Source organism: Paracoccus sp. TRP, from assembly GCF_000185925.1.
Lineage (GTDB): Bacteria > Pseudomonadota > Alphaproteobacteria > Rhodobacterales > Rhodobacteraceae > Paracoccus > Paracoccus kondratievae.
This window is the reverse complement of record NZ_AEPN01000009.1, coordinates 84008-102039: the sequence shown is the minus strand read 5'-3', so window position 1 is coordinate 102039 and position 18032 is coordinate 84008. Positions and strand designations below refer to the sequence as shown.

Sequence of the window (18032 nt, the reverse complement as noted above, 5' to 3'; positions counted from 1 at the left end):
CGTCACTTTTATCGACCGGGTCGGTTGTATTCCGTCCCGTCGCGCGTCTATTATCCAAACAAGCTCCAACCCAAAAAGGAAGACAATGGTTGAACAGAACCTGTTGCTGTTGCTTGTTCTGACGCCATTCGTTTCGGCCGCTTTGGCGGCTACGCTTCCTATCGGAGCACGCAATGCAGAAGCCTGGCTCGCCGGGCTGACGATGATTGTCGCGCTGGTGATCCTGGGTGTGCTTTATCCCGCTGTCACCGATGGGCAAAGTATCACCGGGACCTTTGAATGGGTCAGTTCCGTTGGGCTTGACCTGACTTTCCGCATTGACGGCTTTTCATGGCTGTTCATGGTACTGGTAGCGGGGATCGGTTTTCTGGTCATTCTCTATGCCCGCTATTACATGTCGCCCGACGATCCGGTTCCGCGGCTTTATTCCTGTCTGCTGGCCTTTGCCGGGGCGATGTCGGGCCTGCTTCTGTCGGGCAATATCATCATGCTGGTGGTATTCTGGGAACTGACAAGCATCGTCTCGTTCCTGCTCATCGGCTATTGGTATCAAAGACAGGATGCACGCGACGGTGCGCGGATGTCGCTGATCGTCACTGCTTCAGGCGGGCTGTGCCTGATGGTGGCGATGATTATCCTGGGCCAGATCGCTGGCAGCTATGATCTTGAGGCGGTGTTGGCGGCAGGACCGCAGATCACCATTCATCGCCTTTATCCTGCGGTGCTGATCCTGTTCGTGCTGGGTGCGTTCACTAAATCGGCGCAGTTCCCGTTCCATTTCTGGCTGCCCAATGCCATGGCCGCACCGACACCGGTGTCGTCTTATCTGCATTCGGCGACCATGGTGAAGGCCGGGGTCTTTGTTCTGCTGCGCTTTCACCCGGCGCTTGGCGGTACAGATTTGTGGTTCATGATCGTTACCGGAATCGGGCTGGCGACGCTGTTGCTTGGTGCTGTAATTGCGCTTTTCCGCCACGATCTGAAAGGGATGCTTGCCTATTCCACCATCAGCCATCTGGGGCTGATAACGGCGCTGGCCGGCATCGGCACGCCTTTCGCGCTGATCGCTGCGGTGTTCCACATTGTCAATCACGCGGTCTTCAAGGCTTCGCTGTTCATGGCCGCCGGCATCATTGATCATGAGACCGGGACCCGCGACATGCGCCGCCTGTCAGGATTGGCGCGCGCGATGCCGGTGACAGCGGCACTGGCAATCATCGCCTCGGGCGCCATGGCTGGGGTGCCATTGCTGAACGGGTTTTTGTCGAAAGAGATGTTCTTTCAGGCGACCTATGTCTGGAACAACGGCAGCTTTCTTGACAATTTTGCGCCTTATGTCGCGGTTGTGGCCGGTGCCTTTAGTGCCGCCTATTCGCTGCGCTTTATCGTGACGGTGTTTTTCGGCCCGCCCGCGACCGATCTGCCGCATGAACCGCATGAACCGCCGCTGTTGATGCGGCTGCCGGTGGCAATCCTTGTGGCGATCTGCCTTGCTGTGGGCATATTCCCCCAGCAGGTTCTGGGCACATGGCTGCAGACGGCCAGCTTTGCCGTCGTCGGACCTGATCTGCCGCATTTCAGCCTTAAGATCTGGCATGGCGTCAACCCGCCCCTGATCATGAGCATGATCGCCATGACGCTGGGCGCGGTGATCTATCTGATTCCGCGCCGGGTGATCGATTCGGGCGAGGATGGGACGCGGATCATGCGAAAGCTTGATTTCGCGCATGGGTTTGACTGGCTCTTGCAGATGCTGACAACCCGCCTGCCGCGACTTGCGCTGCGCGTGCTGTCGGCGAACGGGCTGCAGGCGCAACTGCGCGCCATGGTCCTGTTGTCACTTGCGGCCTCTTGGTTCGTGCTGCGTACGCTGGACTGGAACGTACCGATGCCAAAGATCGGCGCGAATGAGCTGGTCTTTGCGCTGCTATGGCTCGTTGGCGGCACCTGTGCTGTCGGGGCGGCATGGCAGGCCAAGTATCACCGCTTTGCCGCGCTGGTGCTGATGGGGGGCGCGGGGCTTGTCACCTGCGCAACCTTCGTCTGGCTGTCGGCCCCCGACCTTGCCGTGACCCAGCTGCTGGTCGAGATCGCGACCACCGCGCTGTTGCTTCTGGGCCTGCGCTGGCTGCCCAAGCGTGACAAAGAGATCCCGGGCGACAACAACCTTGCCGCCCGTGCCCGCCGCAGCCGCGACCTGCTGATTGCCCTGGCCTGTGGGACCGGCATGACCGCGCTGGCGCTGGCGGTGCTGCTGACTACGCCCGGCGCTTCGGTCGGTGACTGGTTCCTGCGTAACGCCTATGTCGAAGGCGGGGGCACGAACGTCGTCAACGTCATCCTTGTCGATTTCCGCGCTTTCGACACCTTTGGCGAAATCACTGTTCTCGCCATCGTCGGGCTGACGGTTTATGCGCTGCTCCGCCGCTTCCGACCCGCACCGGAGAGTGTCGAGCGCCCGCGTCCGCAGCTTGATGCCGAGGAACAGGCGCTTGAGGCCTATCTGTTTGTCCCGGCTGTGCTGATGCAATGGATGTTTGCGCCGATCATCGCGCTGTCGGCCTATCTGTTCTTCCGCGGCCATGACCTGCCGGGTGGCGGCTTTGCCGCCGGGGTCACGCTGGCTGTCGGCCTGTTGCTGCAATATGTCGCTGCCAATGTGCGCTGGGTCGAGGCGCGCCTGACCGTGCTGCCGGTGCGCTGGATGGCGTCGGGGCTGACGATCTCGGCCGCGGTCGGGGCGGGCTCGTGGATATTTGGCTATCCGTTCCTTAGCGCCCATGCGCAATATGTGGATATTCCGGTGATCGGAAAGGTGCCCTTCTCGACCGCGATGCTGTTTGACTTTGGCGTGTTCTCGCTGGTGCTGGGGGCCATCGTGCTGATGTTGATCGCCATCGCTCACCAGTCGCTGCGTGTCGCCCGCCCCTCAGACACCGGCAAGGAGCTGAAGTAATGGAACTGATCCTTGCCCTTGCCATTGGTGTTCTGGTCGGCTCAGGGGTCTGGCTGATGCTGCGCCCGCGCTCATATCAGGTGATCGTCGGGCTGTGTCTGCTGGCCTATGGGGTAAACCTGTTCATCTTTGCCATGGGCCGGCTTTATGTTGGTGCGGCCCCGATCATGCCCAAGGGCGGTTTCGTCGATCCGACCGCCTATGCCGACCCGCTGCCACAGGCGCTGGTACTGACGGCCATCGTCATCAGCTTTGCCACCACCGCGCTGTTCCTTGTGCTGATGATCGCCTCGCGCGGGGTGACGGGCACCGACCATGTCGATGGTAAGGAGCGGCATTCATGATCAATACCGGCGTCGCGCCCGACCATATGATGATTGCGCCGATCCTGATCCCGATCGTCGCGGGCGCGATCATGCTGTTTTACAACGACCGTAACCGGCAGACCAAGCTGATCATGGGGCTGGTTGCGGTCGGGTTGACCTTTCTTGCCTCGATCGAACTGGTTTCGGATGTGAAATCTGCGACCGAACAGGGGGGTACGGTTGTCGGCCTGTACCGGCTTGGCGACTGGCCGGTGCCGATCGGCATTGTGCTGGTGCTCGACCGTCTTTCGGCGATGATGGTGATGCTGACCGCCCTGCTTGCGGCACCGTCGCTGATCTATGCGGCTGCGGGCTGGCACGGCAAGGGTCAGCATTATCACAGCATGTTCCAGTTTCTGCTGGCGGGGGTAAACGGCTCTTTCCTGACCGGAGACCTCTTTAACCTCTTTGTTTTCTTTGAGGTCATGCTTGCTGCCTCATACGGGTTGATGCTGCACGGTTCAGGACCCGAAAGGATCAAGGCCGGGCTGCATTACCTTGCCGTGAACCTTGCCGCCTCGCTGTTCTTCCTGATCGGGGTGGCGTTGGTCTATGGCACCACCGGCACGCTGACTATGGCCGATATCGGGCGCGCGCTTTACTGGCTCGACGATGCCGAGCGGGTGCTGTTCCATGCCGCCGCGGGCCTGTTAGGCCTTGCCTTCCTGATCAAGGCGGCAAGCTGGCCCTTGTGCTTCTGGCTGCCGCCGACCTATGCGGCTGCCTCGCCGCCTGCCGCCGCGATCATGGCGATCATGACCAAGGTCGGGATCTATGTGATCCTGCGCCTGTCGCTGTTGGTACTGGGGCCGGATGCCGGACCCTCGGCGGGGTTTGGCGCCCCGGTTCTGATGATCGGCGGTGTCCTGACCATGGGCTTTGGCATGATCGGCATCCTTGGCACGCCTGAGTTGGTGCGCAAGGGCGGCTATCTGGCCATCATTTCGTCCGGCACCGTGTTGACCGCGATCGGGTTTGCACAGGCCGGAGGCGGCAGCCTGATGCTGGGCGGCGCGCTTTACTACATGGTCGGCTCGACCGCCGCGATCTCGGCCTTTTTCCTGATTGCCGAGCCGGTCAGCCGCAATGACGAAGGCGATGACGATGCCCCGGTCGAGGATGACGGCTTTGACCCGCTGTCGGAACGCTGGGCGCCAATGGGCCTTGGCACCGTCGAGGACACCACCGCCCCGGCGAGCCAGCGCACCGTCAGTTGGCTGACCATGTCGATCTGTTTCTCTCTTGTCGCGGCGATGATTGCAGGTCTGCCGCCGATGCCGGGCTTTATCGGCAAGCTTGCGATCCTGCGCGGGGCCATTCAGGATAACCTGTCGACAGCGGGTTATCTGCCGATGGTGCTGTGGGTCTATGCCGCCATGCTGATCCTGTCAGGGCTCGGGGCGCTGATTGCGCTGATGCGCTTTGGTATCCGCCGTTTCTGGGCCGAGGAAGGGCCAGCCCCGCGCATCCTTGCACTTGAGGTGGTTCCGGTGGTCCTGCTGCTTGGCATGATTGCGTTGCAGACGGTGCGAGCCGATGCGCTGCTGGGTTATACTCGGGACACCGCCCGTGCGCTGCTGGAACCAGGGGTTTATCGCAAAGCCGTGCTGGCGGGTGCGCAGGACGTACGTGCAGCCCCGGTTTCCAGCCTTGCGCCTGATCCGGCCCCCGCCCCGGACGAGGCCCCCGAGGCAGATGCCGCAGCGCCTGAAACTCGACCGCAGCCAGAGCCCGCCCCCGCGGCGGAGATGGCCAGCCCAGAGACGCAGGTGAACCCATGAGCCGGCTGATCCCTCATCCCGTCCTTTCGGCGACGCTGGTGGTGATGTGGCTGATCCTGACCGCCTTCAGCCTGGGCCACCTGCTGCTTGGCACGCTGATCGCGCTTGGCGCGGGCTGGTCGGTCGAACATCTGCATCCGCCTAAACCTGTTTTCCGGCGCTGGCTGGCAATTCCCCGGCTGATGGCTATCGTCGCGGTCGATATCCTGCGCTCGAACATCACCGTCGCGCGCGTGCTGATCCTTGGGCCCAACCATCCGGCCTATCACTCGGGCTTTGTCGAACTGGCGCTGACGATGCGCGACCCGAATGCCATTGCGGTACTGGCAATCATCCTGACCAGCACCCCCGGCACTGCCTGGATCGAATTCGATCAGGAGGAGGGTCGGCTGTTGCTGCATGTCCTCGATCTGCGCAGCGCGGATGACTGGCAAAGCATCGTCCACGACCGTTACGAGAGGTTGCTGATGGAGATTTTCGAATGACGGCCGAGATCCTGCGCTTTGCCTTGGGCTATGCCCAGATCGCCCTGATCCTGGCGCTTGCGCTGGCCTGCTGGCGTATGCTGATCGGACCGCGTGCTCAGGACCGGGTGCTTGGCCTGGATACCATGTATATCAACGCTATGCTGCTGTTTCTCGTCATCGGCATGAGCAATGGCAATGTCTTCTTTTTTGAGGGTGCGCTGGTCATTGCCGTGCTTGGCTTTGTCACCACCGTTTGCGCGGCGAAATTCCTGATGCGGGGCGAAGTGATCGAATGATGCATCTTGAGCAGTTGCCCCCATGGGCGGCGATCATCATCGCGTTGTTTGTGGTCATCGGTGCCACGCTGACTCTGCTGGGAGGCGTAGGGCTGGTGCGGCTGAAAAGCTTTTACCAGCGGCTGCACGCCCCGACGCTGGGCTACAGCTATGGGACACTGCCTATTATTCTGGCCTCGATGCTGATGTTTTCGCTGACCGAGCAGCGGCTGGTCGTCCACGAGCTGATGATCGGCATGTTCATCCTGATCACCACACCGATCACCTTGCTGATGCTGGGTCGGGCGGCACTGCGGCGTGATCGCGACCGCAAGCTGGGTCATGATGAGATTGTGCCGCCGCGCAACCGGCCAGAACCGCCGACCGAGGAGCCGGCCAAAGACGCCTAGCGCGACTCGGCCAGCACCTGACGCAGCATTGCCGGATCTACTTCGTCCGTGACAAAAGCCTGACCGATCCCCCGCGCCAGAACAAAGCGCAGCTTGCCGTCCTGAACCTTTTTGTCCTGCGCCATCAGGCCGATCAGCGCCTCGTCATCCGCCAGATCGCCGGGAATGTCGCGCAGATGTGCGGGCAGCCCCATGGCGGTAAAATGCGCGGCGACGCGTGACGGCGTTTCCTGACTGCAAAGGCCCAGCTTGGCTGATAGCGCAAAGGCCAAAGTGCAGCCAACAGCCACCCCTTCGCCATGCAGGAGCCGGTCGGAATAGCCGGTCGCAGCCTCAAGCGCATGGCCGAATGTGTGGCCAAGGTTCAAAAGCGCCCGCTCACCCTGCTCGGTCTCGTCACGCTGGACGATTCCGGCCTTCATCTCGATCGAATGGCGTACCGCGCGCTGACGCAGGGCGGGGTCCGAGATCAGCTCTGCGGCATTCGTCTCCAGCCATTCAAAAAAGGTCTCGTCGCCCAAAAGGCCATATTTCGCCACCTCGCCATAACCGGCGCGGAAGTCGCGCAGGGCAAGCGTGGTCAGCACGTCGATATCGGCCAGCACCAGCGCAGGCTGATGGAAGGCGCCGATCAGGTTCTTGCCCTGAGGGCTGTTGATGCCGGTTTTGCCGCCAACCGAACTGTCCACCTGCGCCAGCAGCGTTGTCGGAATCTGCACGAAGCGCACGCCCCGGCGCAGAATCGCGGCGGCAAAGCCCGCAAGATCACCGATCACCCCACCGCCAAGGGCGATGACCAGATCCTTGCGCTCGATCCTCTGCTCAAGCAGCCATTCGACCGCGCGACCCAGCTCGGCCCAGCATTTCGTCCCCTCTCCCGCAGGCAGGGCGAGAGCCCTAGCATTGATCCCCTGAGCGGCCAGCGTCTCTTGCAGTGCAGGCAGATGCAGGCGTGCCACCGTTTCATCGGTCAGGATGGCCACACGGCGTTTGCCGGCAAGTGCGACGATCTCTTCTCCCGCGCGGCTTAGCAGTCCCTGCCCGATGCGCACGTCATATGAGCGCTCGCCAAGCTCAACGTGAACGGTCTCGATGCTCATTTGCCCTCCAGTATCGCGGGATTATATGCCTCTATCGCAGCCAGTACGCGATTCGCTGTCTGTTCTATGGTGTCGCCGCGCTGCGCGGGCACGCGGATATCGGCCAGCGCATAGACGGGACTGCGTTCGGTCAGCAGCCGTTCAAGCGTGCCGCGCGGATCGGCGGTCTGCAAAAGCGGCCTTGTCGGTCGATGGCGGACGCGATGCCAAAGCGTCTCAAGATCGCAGTCAAGCCAGACTGCCACGCCGTCTTGAGCGATACGCCCGCGGTTTTCGGGACGCAGCCATGCACCGCCGCCTGTTGAGACAATTCCGGGGCCTGATGAAAGTACGCGGCGCAGCACCTCTGATTCGCGGGCGCGAAAGAACTCTTCACCGTCGCGGGCAAAGATTTCGGGGATCGACATGGCGGCGGCACGCTCGATCTCGGCATCGGTATCATGGAAAGGCCGATTCAGGCGGCGCGCAAGCTCTCCCCCGATTGCGGTCTTTCCCGCCCCCATCATCCCGATCAGCACGATGTTACGCCGCATCACCACCTTGATCCTGCCTCTTGCAACCGGACAGACAGATGGCGTGATCTTTCGGGAAATGCCATATATATTTCACACGAACCGGCGACAGACCGGCCTATAAGCATATTGAGGCGGAAAGGGCAATTCATGCGGCTTTTGAAGGTGGTAGCAGTTCTGGTGGTCCTGATTCTGGCGGGGCTGGCGGGCTATGCCTATTTTGGCGACATGAGCTCGGACCCGCGCGAAATGCGCATGCCCGTCGAACTGGACCTTGACGCGGATAGCTCTGCCCCCGCGCGAGCGCCGCAGCCTGTCACGTCTGAGACCAGCGAAAATGACGGCACCGAAACCGGACCGGCCCCCGAAACGGGTGGCAGCGAAGCGGGGCAGAATGACCTCGACTGACGGATTTGTCCTTGCCTGTGCGCTGGCCGCAGGACTGACGCTGGCTTTGCCGGCTGCGGCCAAGCCGCCATTGTCGGCCAGCGATTGGCTGTCGGGCAGTGTGCAGGATCCGGGCAGTATCTCTTCCTGGCGTCCTGGTGATCCGCGTCCGGCCGAGATCAGGCGTCGCAGCCGTCGCGATATTGCACCTACCGGCGCGGTCGAGCCGGTGGGCGTAACCCGGCTGGGCGAGGGAAATCCCGACGGCAAGGGCACCGTTTCGCCGCGTACCGCTGGCCTGCCCGCAGATATGTGGGGGGACAGCGATTCGGAAACGCTGGTGCGGCTGATCCGCGGCTCACACCCGCGCCTGCCGGCGCTGCGCCGGCTTGAACGGCGTCTGCTTGCCGCACAGCTGCACCCGCCCCGCACCGAGGCCGGGCAGGAAGGTGCACTGTTTCTTGCCCGCGTGGACAAGCTTCTGGATATGGGCGCGACCGGTGCCGCGAAAGAGCTGCTGAAGACCGCCGGTCCCGGCGACCCGCAACGGTTCCGGCGGCTGTTCGATATCGCCCTGCTGTCTGGGGATGAGGCACAGGCCTGCCAGACCATGGACCGCACCCCGGGGGTCGCACCCAGCTTTCCGGCCCGCATCTTCTGCCTTGCACTTGGTGGTGACTGGGCGGCGGCGGCACTGGTCTTTCATGGGGCCGAACAGATGGGGCAGATCGACCCGCAGATGGCGGCACTGCTCGCCCAATATCTGGACGACGGCTATTCCGACCAAAGCAATGAGCTGGTGCCGCCGCCGGTGGTCACGCCGCTGGACCTGCGCTTGCATGAGGCGATTGGCCAGCCCCTGCCCTCATCCAGTCTGCCGCTGGCCTTTTCGCTAGCCGATCTGGACCAGAATGGCGGCTGGAAAGCGCGTCTCGACGCTGCAGAGCGGCTGGCGCGGGCCGGGGCGATCCCTGCCTCGCAGTTGCGGATGATCTATCTGGAACAAAAGCCCGCCGCCTCGGGCGGGGTGTGGGAGCGTGCCTCGGCCGTGCAGGCGCTGGCAGATGCGCTGTTACTGCGCGAACCGGCCGCAGTGGCCAAAGCCCTGCCCCGCGCCTTTGACACCATGATCCCGGCAGGGCTGGGGCCTGCTCTGGCCGATATGGTCGGCGCCGATGTCGGTGCCATGCAGCTTGAGGGGCGAGCCGGGCAAATTGCCCTGTGGCTTGCGCTGCAGGCCGGTCAGCCACAGGTGGTGCAGGGCCTCGGCCCGGGGAACGATCCCTTTGACGAATGGCTGCTTGGCTTTGCCGAGGGTGAGCCAGAGGCAGCGCCCCCGCAAGGGAATATGGAACCGCGGGCGGCAGAGCTTTTTCCTGCTTTCGTCGGTCCTTCCGAAAAGGACCTCTCGGAAAACGCAGCACAACTCATTCTTGCCAAAAAGCGGGGGGAAGCGTTGCTGAATGCGATCTCGGATGTCGATGCCGGGCTTGACGGCGATCTGGCCCGCGCGGCGCAAGGGCTGCGCGTCTTGCGCGTGCTCGGCCAGCAAGAGATCGCGCGACAGGCGGCGGTCGAACTGATCCTTGCCCCGGTGATGATGCCCGCGCCGGGCAGCAGCGTGCCATGAGCAGCGGGCGGCTTGGCGATCAGGGCCGGATTTCGGCCTTTCTCGACGCACAGGCTGCCGAGGCCGGCGCAGCACGCAATACTCTTTTGGCCTACGGCCGCGACCTTAAGGATTTCTCGGACTGGCTGACAGCGCATGACCAGTCACTGCTGACTGTGACCCGCGAAGGGATCGAGGATTACCTGTCGCATTGCAATGCGCAGGGCCTGTCGCGGGCAACACGGGCGCGGCGGCTGTCCGCGATCCGCCAGATCACCCGTTTTGCCCTTGAGGAAGGCTGGCGCGAGGATGATCCCGCCGGACGCATCAGCGGACCCGGCAGGGCGCAGCGCCTGCCCAAGGTGCTGGACCGGGCCGAGGTTCAGGCCATGCTGGACGCTCTGCCCCGGCTCGGACGCAATGAGGTTGAACGGGCGCGCAACCTGGTGCTGGTCGAGCTGATCTATGCGACCGGAATGCGGGTCAGTGAGCTGGTCTCACTGCCGGTTGGCGCCTGCCGCGGCAACCCCGCCCTGCTGATGATCCGCGGCAAAGGCGGCAAGGAACGTATGGTGCCGCTAAGCGAGCCTGCGCGGGCGGCATTGGCCGCCTGGCTAAAGCTGCGCGACAATGCCCCGGCGGACAGCGCGCTTGGCAAGCTTGTCGCGGGCAAGGGCGCGCGCTGGCTTTTCCCCGCGTCCAGCCGCGAAGGGCACATGACCCGGCAGGCGATGAATACGCTTTTGGGGCAGCTGGCTTTGGCGGCAGGGATCGACCCTGCGCGCGTTTCTCCGCATGTGATCCGCCACGCCTTTGCCACCCATCTGCTTGAAGGTGGTGCCGATCTGCGGGTGATCCAGACCCTTTTGGGTCATGCGGATCTGGGCACGACCGAGATCTATACCCATGTTCTGGACAAGCGAATGCGTGATCTGGTGCTGAACCACCATCCGCTGGCCAATGCCGAAGCAAGACGCAAACGGAACAGGGAATGATGCCTCTGCCTGCCGCCACGCCTGCCCATGCCGTGCATGATCCGCTGGTATGGTTGGCGGGCGCGGCAATCCTGATCTTGCTCGCCACATCGGCCTTGCTGGCGTGCGCCGAAACTGCGCTGACAGCTGCCAGCCGCAGCAAGCTGCGGGCCCGTGCGGATAAAGGCGACAACCGCGCCGAAGAGGCCCTTGCAGCCCGGCAGGACAGTGAAAGCCTGAACGGAGCCATTCTGCTTGGCAATAATCTGGTCAAGTCTATTGCCATGGGACTTGCCGCGGCACTTGGCCTGCATCTTGGCGGTTGGGGCGGCGTTGCGATCGCGCTTGCGGTCATGGCGGCCCTGATCCTGATTCTGGCCGAAGTCCTGCCCCGCACCTGTGCCCGCCTCGCCCCTGAAAGCATTGCCTGCCGCGCCGCCCCGACCCTGCGCGTGCTGGCGCGGCTGCTATCGCCGCTTGTCTGGTTGGTTCGGCTGATCGCGCGCGGCATTCTTGCCTTGTCTGGAATTCGCGCGGCACAGACAGGCCCGGTATTTTCGGTGCAGGATGAGATTGCCGATGCTCTGGCCGTAGCCCAGTCCAGTGGCGCGGTACAAAAGGAAGAGCGTGACCGGCTGATGGGTGTGCTGGATCTGGGCGAACACTCAGTCGAAGAGGTCATGCGCCACCGCTCGAACATCGAGATGATCGACGCCGATCTTTCTGCCGAACAGGTGCTGGATCTGGTCCTGAAAAGCCCCCATACCCGCCTGCCCGTTTTTCGTGGCGAGCGCGAGAACGTCGTTGGCGTCATCCATGCCAAGGATCTCTTGCGCGGTGTGCGGCGGGCTTTACAGGAAAACGGCCCCGAGGCGCTGCGCAGCTTTGACGTTCTCAGTACGGCGATGCCGCCCTATTTCGTGCCCGAAACCACCCCTCTGGATGAGCAGATGCGCGAGTTCCTGAAACGGCGCACGCATTTTGCGCTGGTCGTGGACGAATATGGCAGCCTGCGCGGGCTGATCACGCTTGAGGATATTCTGGAGGAAATCGTGGGCGAGATCGCCGATGAACATGACACCGAAGAGGTGCAGGCGCTCGTCCCCGGTCCGCAAGGCGATTATATCGTTGACGGCACCATGACGATCCGCGACCTGAACCGGGCACTGGACTGGAGCCTGCCCGACGATGAGGCCAATACGGTGGCAGGTCTGGTGATCCACCTGGCCCAGTCAATCCCGATGCCGGGCCAGGTTTTTTCGTTTGAGGGCTACCGCTTCGAGGTGCTGACCCGCCGCGAAAACCGTCTGACGCGGTTGCGCATCCGCCCGCCGGAACAGCCGGTTACGGGGGATGCGCCGTAAGCTTAGTGATCAGCCATGCTGGCGGCGCGCTTTGCGCCTTCGGCATCGCCTCCGGTACCGTTGAAGAACGCGTTGAGAAGGACCGCAGCGATGGTCGCAAGCAGGATGCCGGATTCGATCAGCGGATGGATCGCATGGGGCATCCATTGTTTGAAGTCCGGCGCAATCAGCGGGATCATCCCAAAGCCAAGCGCCACGGCCACCACGAACAGGTTGTTGCGGTTGCCGGCGAAATCGACCGTCGAAAGGATGCGGATGCCGGTCGCGGCGACCATGCCGAACATGACAAGCCCCGCCCCGCCCAGAACCGGGGTTGGCAGCGACTCGACCGCCGCACCCATCTTGGGCACCAGACCAAACAGGATCAGGATCAGCCCGCCTGCCACGCAGATATAGCGGCTCTTGATTCCGGTCACGCCGACCAGCCCAACGTTCTGGCTGAAGGATGTATAGGGAAAGGTGTTGAAGATCCCGCCGATCAGCGTGCCCAAACCATCGGTGCGCAGACCCGCGGTCAGCCGCTGCGGCGTGATCTCACGCCCTGTCATCTCGCCAAGCGCAAGGAACATGCCCGTCGATTCGATCATGACGACGATCATGACGAGGACCATGGTGACGATCAGCACCGGATCAAAGATTGGCATGCCAAAATGAAAGGGCGTGACAATGCCGAACCAGCTGGCCTCGGCAACCTTGGCAAAGGTCATCTGCCCCAGCAGGACGGTCAGCACCGCCCCGATCAGCATCCCCAGCAAAACCGCGATATTGGCGACAAAGCCGCGCCCGAAACGCGCGATCAGCAGGATCGCCACCAGCACGACGCCCGAGATCGCGATGTTGACCGGTTGGGCATACAGCGGGTTCTGCACGCTTGGAGCCGGGGCAAACCCGTCGGGCAATGCCGGGACAACGCCTGTTTCGGCCAGTTCTTTAAGCTGGTTCAGCCAGCCAGCCGCCACAGGATCGACAAGCTTTGGCGCGGTTGGCCCGACCGGGTTACCAAAGATCCAGTTGATCCCCACCCGCATCAGCGTGACGCCAATCACCAGAATGATGGTGCCAGTCACCAGAGGCGGAAAAAAACGCAGCATCCGGCCAACAAACGGCGCGATCAGCATGGCGACGATCCCCGCCCCGATGATGGCACCAAAGATCATCCGTGCGCCATCGGGTCCGGGGTAAGCGTTGGCCATGGCAACCATCGGCCCGACCGAGGCGAAGGTCACCCCCATCATCACCGGCAGCTGGATGCCAAACCAGCGCGTCATACCCAGAGACTGGATGATCGTTGCAATCCCGCAGCAGAAAAGATCGGCCGAGATCAAAAAGGCCACGTCCTCGGGCGCAAGTTTCAATGCCCTGCCAACGATCAGCGGCACAGCCACTGCCCCGGCATACATGACCAGAACGTGCTGCAGGCCCAGTGTCGCCATCCGCAAAGGAGGCAGTATCTCATCCACCGGCTCGGTGGTCACAGTTCTGCGGTTTGCCATAGTCACCCTCTCGCTGTTGGATTTGCTGATTTTTCACAAGTTTGCGGCCTGCGCGGGCAGCCGGCAAATCCTTTATGCGGGCAAAGGGGCGATGAAATCGTATTGCCCTGAAAAACGGGGATGAAAGTGGCGCGGAAACCGGCAGGAATGCCGGGAAACCGGCCTTGCGGTCCGGTCGCGGCTTGCAACCGCGCGCTGGCCTGCCTATCAGGACATGCCGCCAATCTAACAGCACGGAATCCCGATATGGACATCGCCTCCCGCCGTAAGGCTGATCCCTCTCACTGGCGTCTCGCTACCGCGATCCGCGCCCTTTCCATGGATGCCGTCGAGGCCGCGAACTCCGGCCACCCCGGCATGCCGATGGGTATGGCTGACGTTGCCACGGTCCTGTTTCGCAACCATCTGAAATTTGACGCCGCTGCGCCGAACTGGTTTGACCGCGATCGTTTCGTGCTGTCGGCGGGCCACGGCTCGATGCTGCTTTATTCGCTGCTGTACCTGACCGGCTATGAGCAGATGTCGATCGACCAGATCCGCAATTTCCGCCAATGGGGCGCGATCACTGCTGGCCATCCCGAATATGGCCATGCCGAGGGGGTCGAGACGACGACCGGTCCGCTGGGTCAGGGCATCGCAACCGCTGTCGGTTTCGCTATCGCCGAAGAGGCGATGCGCGCCCAGTTCGGCGCCGATCTGTGCAACCACAAGACCTGGGTCATCGCCGGTGACGGCTGTCTGATGGAGGGTATCAGCCAGGAGGCAATCGCCCTGGCTGGCAACCAGAAGCTCAAGAACCTGATCGTTCTTTGGGACAATAACGACATCACCATCGACGGCCGGGTGTCGCTGTCCGATTCGACCGACCAGTTGAAACGGTTCGAGGCTTCGGGCTGGCGTACCCTATCCTGCGACGGGCATGACGCAGCCGATATCGACCGTGCGCTCAAGGACGCGGCCAGTGGCAGGGACGACCGTCCCGTTCTGGTCGCCTGCAAGACCATCATCGGTTTTGGTGCGCCGAAAAAGCAGGACAGCTCGGGCGTGCACGGCTCGCCTCTGGGGGCCGAGGAAATCGCCGCCGCGCGCGAAGCTCTGGGCTGGGAGGCCGAGCCTTTTGTCATCCCCGAAGACATCCTGAGCGAATGGCGCGCTATCGGTGCCCGCGGTCGCACTGAGCGTGAGGCCTGGGCGACCCGTGTCGATGGGGCAGAAAACCGTGATGAATTCGCCCGTCGCATCTCGGGCGAGATCAGCGACCGTCTGGCGCCCGCCATCGCCGCGCTGAAAAAGCAGGCGCTTGAGACCCGTCCGAAGGTCGCGACCCGCAAGGCCAGCGAAATGGTGCTTGAGGTGGTTAACCCCGAACTGGGCGAAACCATGGGCGGCTCGGCTGACCTGACCGGATCGAACAACACCCGGACAAAGGATCTGGGCATCTTCTCACCGGAAAACCGCAAGGGCCGTTACATCCATTACGGCATCCGTGAACATGGTATGGGCGCGGCGATGAACGGCATCTGGCTGCATGGCGGCTTCCGCCCCTATGGGGGTACCTTCATGTGCTTTACCGACTATGCGCGCGGCGCCATGCGTCTGTCGGCGCTGATGGGGCTGCCGGTTACCTATGTCATGACCCATGACTCGATCGGTCTGGGCGAAGATGGCCCTACCCACCAGCCGGTCGAGCATCTGGCGATCTGCCGCGCGACCCCGAACACGGTGACCCTGCGTCCCTGCGATCTGGTCGAGACCGCCGAGGCATGGGAAATCGCCCTGTCGAGCCAGAGCACGCCGACGGTCATGGCGCTGTCGCGTCAGAACCTGCCAACCCTGCGTGAGGACTCGGGCGAAGAAAATCTCACGGCCCGTGGCGCCTATGTGCTGCGCGAGGCAAGTGCCGAACCCAAGGTTATCCTGATGGCCTCGGGTTCAGAGGTCGAGATTGCCGTTGCTGCCCGCGAAACGCTGGAGGGAGAAGGCATCCCGACCCGCGTCGTCTCGGTCCCGTCGATGGAGCTGTTCCGCGATCAGGACGCCGGATATCGCAGCAAGGTCCTGCCTGCCGGGACTGTTCGCATCGCGATCGAGGCAGCCGTGCGCCAGCCGTGGGAATGGCTGCTTCTGGGCGAGCGCGGCCGCGAAGAAACTTCGGCCTTTATCGGCATGACCGGCTTTGGCGCTTCGGCCCCTGCCCCGACGCTTTACAAAGAGTTCGGGATCACCGCCGAGGCCACCGCCGCCGAGGCCCGCCGCCTGCTTGGCTGAATAACAGCGTGCCGCGCCTGATGCGCGCGGCTGCTTTGCACCTTACGGGCCGCCGCGTCAGTCGCGGCGGCCCTGCCCCTTTTCGGTTTCCCTCGTTGCCCAATGCCTGCGCGGCGGCCCCCTTTTGACCCTGCTGTCGCCTGAGCGCCCAAGCCAAAGGACGCAGCCATGACTCTGAAAGCCGATCCGGCCGCGCTGCCACCGGTTCTTGCTCAGCCGGGCGATCCGGCACGTGCAACCCAGATGCGTGGTATCGTGCTGCTGTTGCTGGCAATTGTGCTGTTCACACTCATGGATGCGACGGGAAAATATCTCTCGGCCCGCTATCATCCGGTGCAGGTGGTCTGGGCGCGGTTCATCACCAATCTTGTCATTGTGATGGTGATCTTTGCGCCGCGGTTGCGCAGCACATTTGCCTCATCACGGCCGGTCGTGCAGTTCTTTCGCGGAGTAACCCAGTTCGGCTCGATCCTGCTGTTCTTTTGCGCGCTGCAGTTCATCGGGCTGGCCGAGGCAACCGCGATCATGGACATCAACCCGGTGCTGATCACGCTGGGGGCAGCGATCTTTCTGGGCGAATCCATCGGTATCCGGCGGCTGCTTGGCATTCTGACCGCGCTATGCGGGGCGATGATCATTATTCGCCCCGGTGCAGGCGTCTTTCATCCCGCCGCACTTTTTGCACTGGTCGCGGCCTTTACCTATGCCGCCGGTGCGATTCTGACCCGGATCGCGCGAACCGATTCGACATCGACCTCGATCCTGTGGTCAGCGGTGGTGGGCACGGTCCTTGCGTCGGTCGCGGTGCCCATCTTCTGGCAGCCGGTCGCAATGGGCGACCTGTGGGCTTTTCTGCTGCTCGGATGCTTTGGCACCGCGGCACAAGCCCTGCTGATCCGGGCCTTTTCCTTGGCCGAGGCCGCCGCCATCGCGCCCTTTGGTTATACTGGCCTTGTCTGGGCCGGATTCTGGGGCTGGCTCTTCTGGGGTAACCTGCCAGATATCTGGACAGTCGTAGGTGCGTTGATCATCGTGGGTGCTGGCCTGTATGTCTGGATGCGCGAGGCCCGCGCGATGAACCGGGCCGCAACCAAAGGACCGCGATGAGCGAGACCGAAACCCAGGAAACCGTCGCGCTGCGCGATCGCATTGCCAATGGTGCCTTTCTGGCCGTCATGGGGCTGGCGCGGCTGCTGCCATATGAGCGGCGTATCCCTGCCATGGGCTATCTCTTTTCTCATGTGCTGGCACCGCTTGCCGGCTGGCGACAGCGCATCCGCGCCAATCTGGCCATGGCCCGCCCCGACCTTTCCGAGGCCGAGATCCGCCGCCTGACCCGCGCCGTGCCTGATAACGCCGGGCGCTCACTGGCCGAAACCTACTCGGCCAATGAATTCACCGACCGCGTTCGCGCCTCAGACCCGCTGACCGGCCCCGGCCTGCCTGCTCTGGAAGAGGCAGCGGCGACAGGCCGGCCCGTGATCCTTGCCGCTGCGCATTTTGGCAATTACGACGCCATGCGCGCAGCGCTGGCTGCCCGAGATTGGCCAGTCGGTGCGCTTTATCGCCCAATGAACAACGAGGCGTTCAACCGCCATTACATTCCGGCGCTGAACTCGATCTCGCAGCCGATGTTTCCGCGCGGACGAGCCGGCCTTGCGGCGATGTTGCGCTTTCTCAAGGGGGGCGGGATGCTGGCGCTTGGCTTTGACCAGTTTGACGATCACGGCGTCGAGCTGCGCTTTTTTGGCCTGCCGACGAAAACTGTGCTGACCCCGGCCGAACTGGCGTTGCGTTATGACGCGCTGATCCTGCCGGTTGCGGGGGTGCGCCAGCCTGACGGGCTGAGCTTCAAGGTTGAGGTCGGCGCGCCAATCCCCCATAGCGATCCCGAAACCATGATGCAGGCCCTGAACGACCACCTGGAAGGTCTGGTCCGCGCCCATATGGAGCAATGGTTCTGGGTGCACCGGCGATGGAAACGCCGGGGTTAAGCGGCAAATCCCTTTCCCTTGGGTTGCCCTACGGTCTATAAGGACGCCCAAATCCGCCGCGCAAACAGAACGCGGAC

General features: G+C 62.9%; 16 protein-coding genes. 13 read left to right on the top strand and 3 right to left on the bottom strand.

What is annotated here, in order from left to right; translation table 11 throughout:
• The first annotated feature begins 85 nt into the window (after positions 1-85).
• Genes PARACOCCUSGL_RS0107855 through mnhG form a run of 6 tightly spaced genes read left to right on the top strand, consistent with a single transcriptional unit; the run spans position 86 to position 6254 of the window.
• On the top strand, positions 86-2956 hold the full coding sequence (locus tag PARACOCCUSGL_RS0107855) for a monovalent cation/H+ antiporter subunit A (protein WP_010394982.1): 2871 nt from the start codon (positions 86-88) through the stop codon (positions 2954-2956).
• Positions 2956-3300 carry a Na+/H+ antiporter subunit C gene (locus PARACOCCUSGL_RS0107850; RefSeq protein WP_010394980.1) on the top strand — a complete coding sequence of 115 codons (345 nt, stop codon included), beginning with the start codon at positions 2956-2958 and terminating at the stop codon, positions 3298-3300. Before PARACOCCUSGL_RS0107855 ends, PARACOCCUSGL_RS0107850 begins: the two co-directional genes overlap by 1 nt.
• Entirely contained in the window at positions 3297-5102 is a 1806-nt protein-coding gene (locus tag PARACOCCUSGL_RS0107845) for a monovalent cation/H+ antiporter subunit D (protein ID WP_010394977.1), read from the top strand. The genes PARACOCCUSGL_RS0107850 and PARACOCCUSGL_RS0107845 overlap by 4 nt, the downstream gene beginning before the upstream one ends.
• Complete coding sequence (locus PARACOCCUSGL_RS0107840) at positions 5099-5587, top strand: Na+/H+ antiporter subunit E (protein WP_010394975.1); 489 nt, start codon at positions 5099-5101, stop codon at positions 5585-5587. The genes PARACOCCUSGL_RS0107845 and PARACOCCUSGL_RS0107840 overlap by 4 nt, the downstream gene beginning before the upstream one ends.
• Entirely contained in the window at positions 5584-5865 is a 282-nt protein-coding gene (locus PARACOCCUSGL_RS0107835) for a K+/H+ antiporter subunit F (protein WP_010394973.1), read from the top strand. Before PARACOCCUSGL_RS0107840 ends, PARACOCCUSGL_RS0107835 begins: the two co-directional genes overlap by 4 nt.
• Positions 5862-6254 (top strand): monovalent cation/H(+) antiporter subunit G, encoded by a 393-nt coding sequence (mnhG, locus tag PARACOCCUSGL_RS0107830; protein WP_040601861.1) that lies wholly within the window; start codon positions 5862-5864, stop codon positions 6252-6254. The genes PARACOCCUSGL_RS0107835 and mnhG overlap by 4 nt, the downstream gene beginning before the upstream one ends.
• Here the strand turns inward: mnhG and aroB are convergent.
• The gene (gene aroB, locus PARACOCCUSGL_RS0107825; RefSeq protein ID WP_010394969.1) at positions 6251-7354 is read right to left on the bottom strand and encodes a 3-dehydroquinate synthase; all 1104 of its coding nucleotides are present in this window, start codon (positions 7352-7354) and stop codon (positions 6251-6253) included. The two genes, mnhG and aroB, sit on opposite strands and share 4 nt — an antisense overlap.
• Positions 7351-7899 (bottom strand): shikimate kinase, encoded by a 549-nt coding sequence (locus PARACOCCUSGL_RS0107820; protein WP_255348777.1) that lies wholly within the window; start codon positions 7897-7899, stop codon positions 7351-7353. The genes aroB and PARACOCCUSGL_RS0107820 overlap by 4 nt, the downstream gene beginning before the upstream one ends.
• A gap of 117 nt (positions 7900-8016) precedes the next feature.
• On the opposite strand from PARACOCCUSGL_RS0107820, the gene PARACOCCUSGL_RS0107815 reads away from it, so the two are divergent.
• Genes PARACOCCUSGL_RS0107815 through PARACOCCUSGL_RS0107800 form a run of 4 tightly spaced genes read left to right on the top strand, consistent with a single transcriptional unit; the run spans position 8017 to position 12200 of the window.
• On the top strand, positions 8017-8274 hold the full coding sequence (locus PARACOCCUSGL_RS0107815; RefSeq protein ID WP_010394964.1) for a hypothetical protein: 258 nt from the start codon (positions 8017-8019) through the stop codon (positions 8272-8274).
• The gene (locus PARACOCCUSGL_RS0107810; protein WP_010394961.1) at positions 8261-9883 is read left to right on the top strand and encodes a hypothetical protein; all 1623 of its coding nucleotides are present in this window, start codon (positions 8261-8263) and stop codon (positions 9881-9883) included. The genes PARACOCCUSGL_RS0107815 and PARACOCCUSGL_RS0107810 overlap by 14 nt, the downstream gene beginning before the upstream one ends.
• On the top strand, positions 9880-10857 hold the full coding sequence (locus PARACOCCUSGL_RS0107805) for a tyrosine recombinase (RefSeq protein ID WP_010394959.1): 978 nt from the start codon (positions 9880-9882) through the stop codon (positions 10855-10857). The genes PARACOCCUSGL_RS0107810 and PARACOCCUSGL_RS0107805 overlap by 4 nt, the downstream gene beginning before the upstream one ends.
• Positions 10857-12200, top strand: coding sequence for an HlyC/CorC family transporter (locus PARACOCCUSGL_RS0107800; RefSeq protein ID WP_010394958.1), 1344 nt, complete (start codon positions 10857-10859; stop codon positions 12198-12200). Before PARACOCCUSGL_RS0107805 ends, PARACOCCUSGL_RS0107800 begins: the two co-directional genes overlap by 1 nt.
• Positions 12201-12202: 2 nt before the next feature.
• Here PARACOCCUSGL_RS0107800 and PARACOCCUSGL_RS0107795 read toward each other — a convergent pair whose 3' ends face one another.
• On the bottom strand, positions 12203-13693 hold the full coding sequence (locus tag PARACOCCUSGL_RS0107795) for a nucleobase:cation symporter-2 family protein (RefSeq protein WP_029371776.1): 1491 nt from the start codon (positions 13691-13693) through the stop codon (positions 12203-12205).
• A 246-nt stretch (positions 13694-13939) separates the two neighbouring features.
• Here PARACOCCUSGL_RS0107795 and tkt point away from each other — a divergent pair, with 246 nt between their 5' ends.
• The 3 genes from tkt (at position 13940) to PARACOCCUSGL_RS0107780 (ending at position 17955) form a co-directional block, all read left to right on the top strand.
• On the top strand, positions 13940-15961 hold the full coding sequence (gene tkt, locus PARACOCCUSGL_RS0107790) for a transketolase (protein WP_010394953.1): 2022 nt from the start codon (positions 13940-13942) through the stop codon (positions 15959-15961).
• 168 nt (positions 15962-16129) lie between these two features.
• Positions 16130-17068: a DMT family transporter gene (locus PARACOCCUSGL_RS0107785; RefSeq protein ID WP_010394952.1), complete on the top strand. Its 939-nt coding sequence runs from the start codon at positions 16130-16132 to the stop codon at positions 17066-17068.
• On the top strand, positions 17065-17955 hold the full coding sequence (locus PARACOCCUSGL_RS0107780; RefSeq protein ID WP_010394949.1) for a lysophospholipid acyltransferase family protein: 891 nt from the start codon (positions 17065-17067) through the stop codon (positions 17953-17955). Before PARACOCCUSGL_RS0107785 ends, PARACOCCUSGL_RS0107780 begins: the two co-directional genes overlap by 4 nt.
• Positions 17956-18032: the final 77 nt, after the last annotated feature.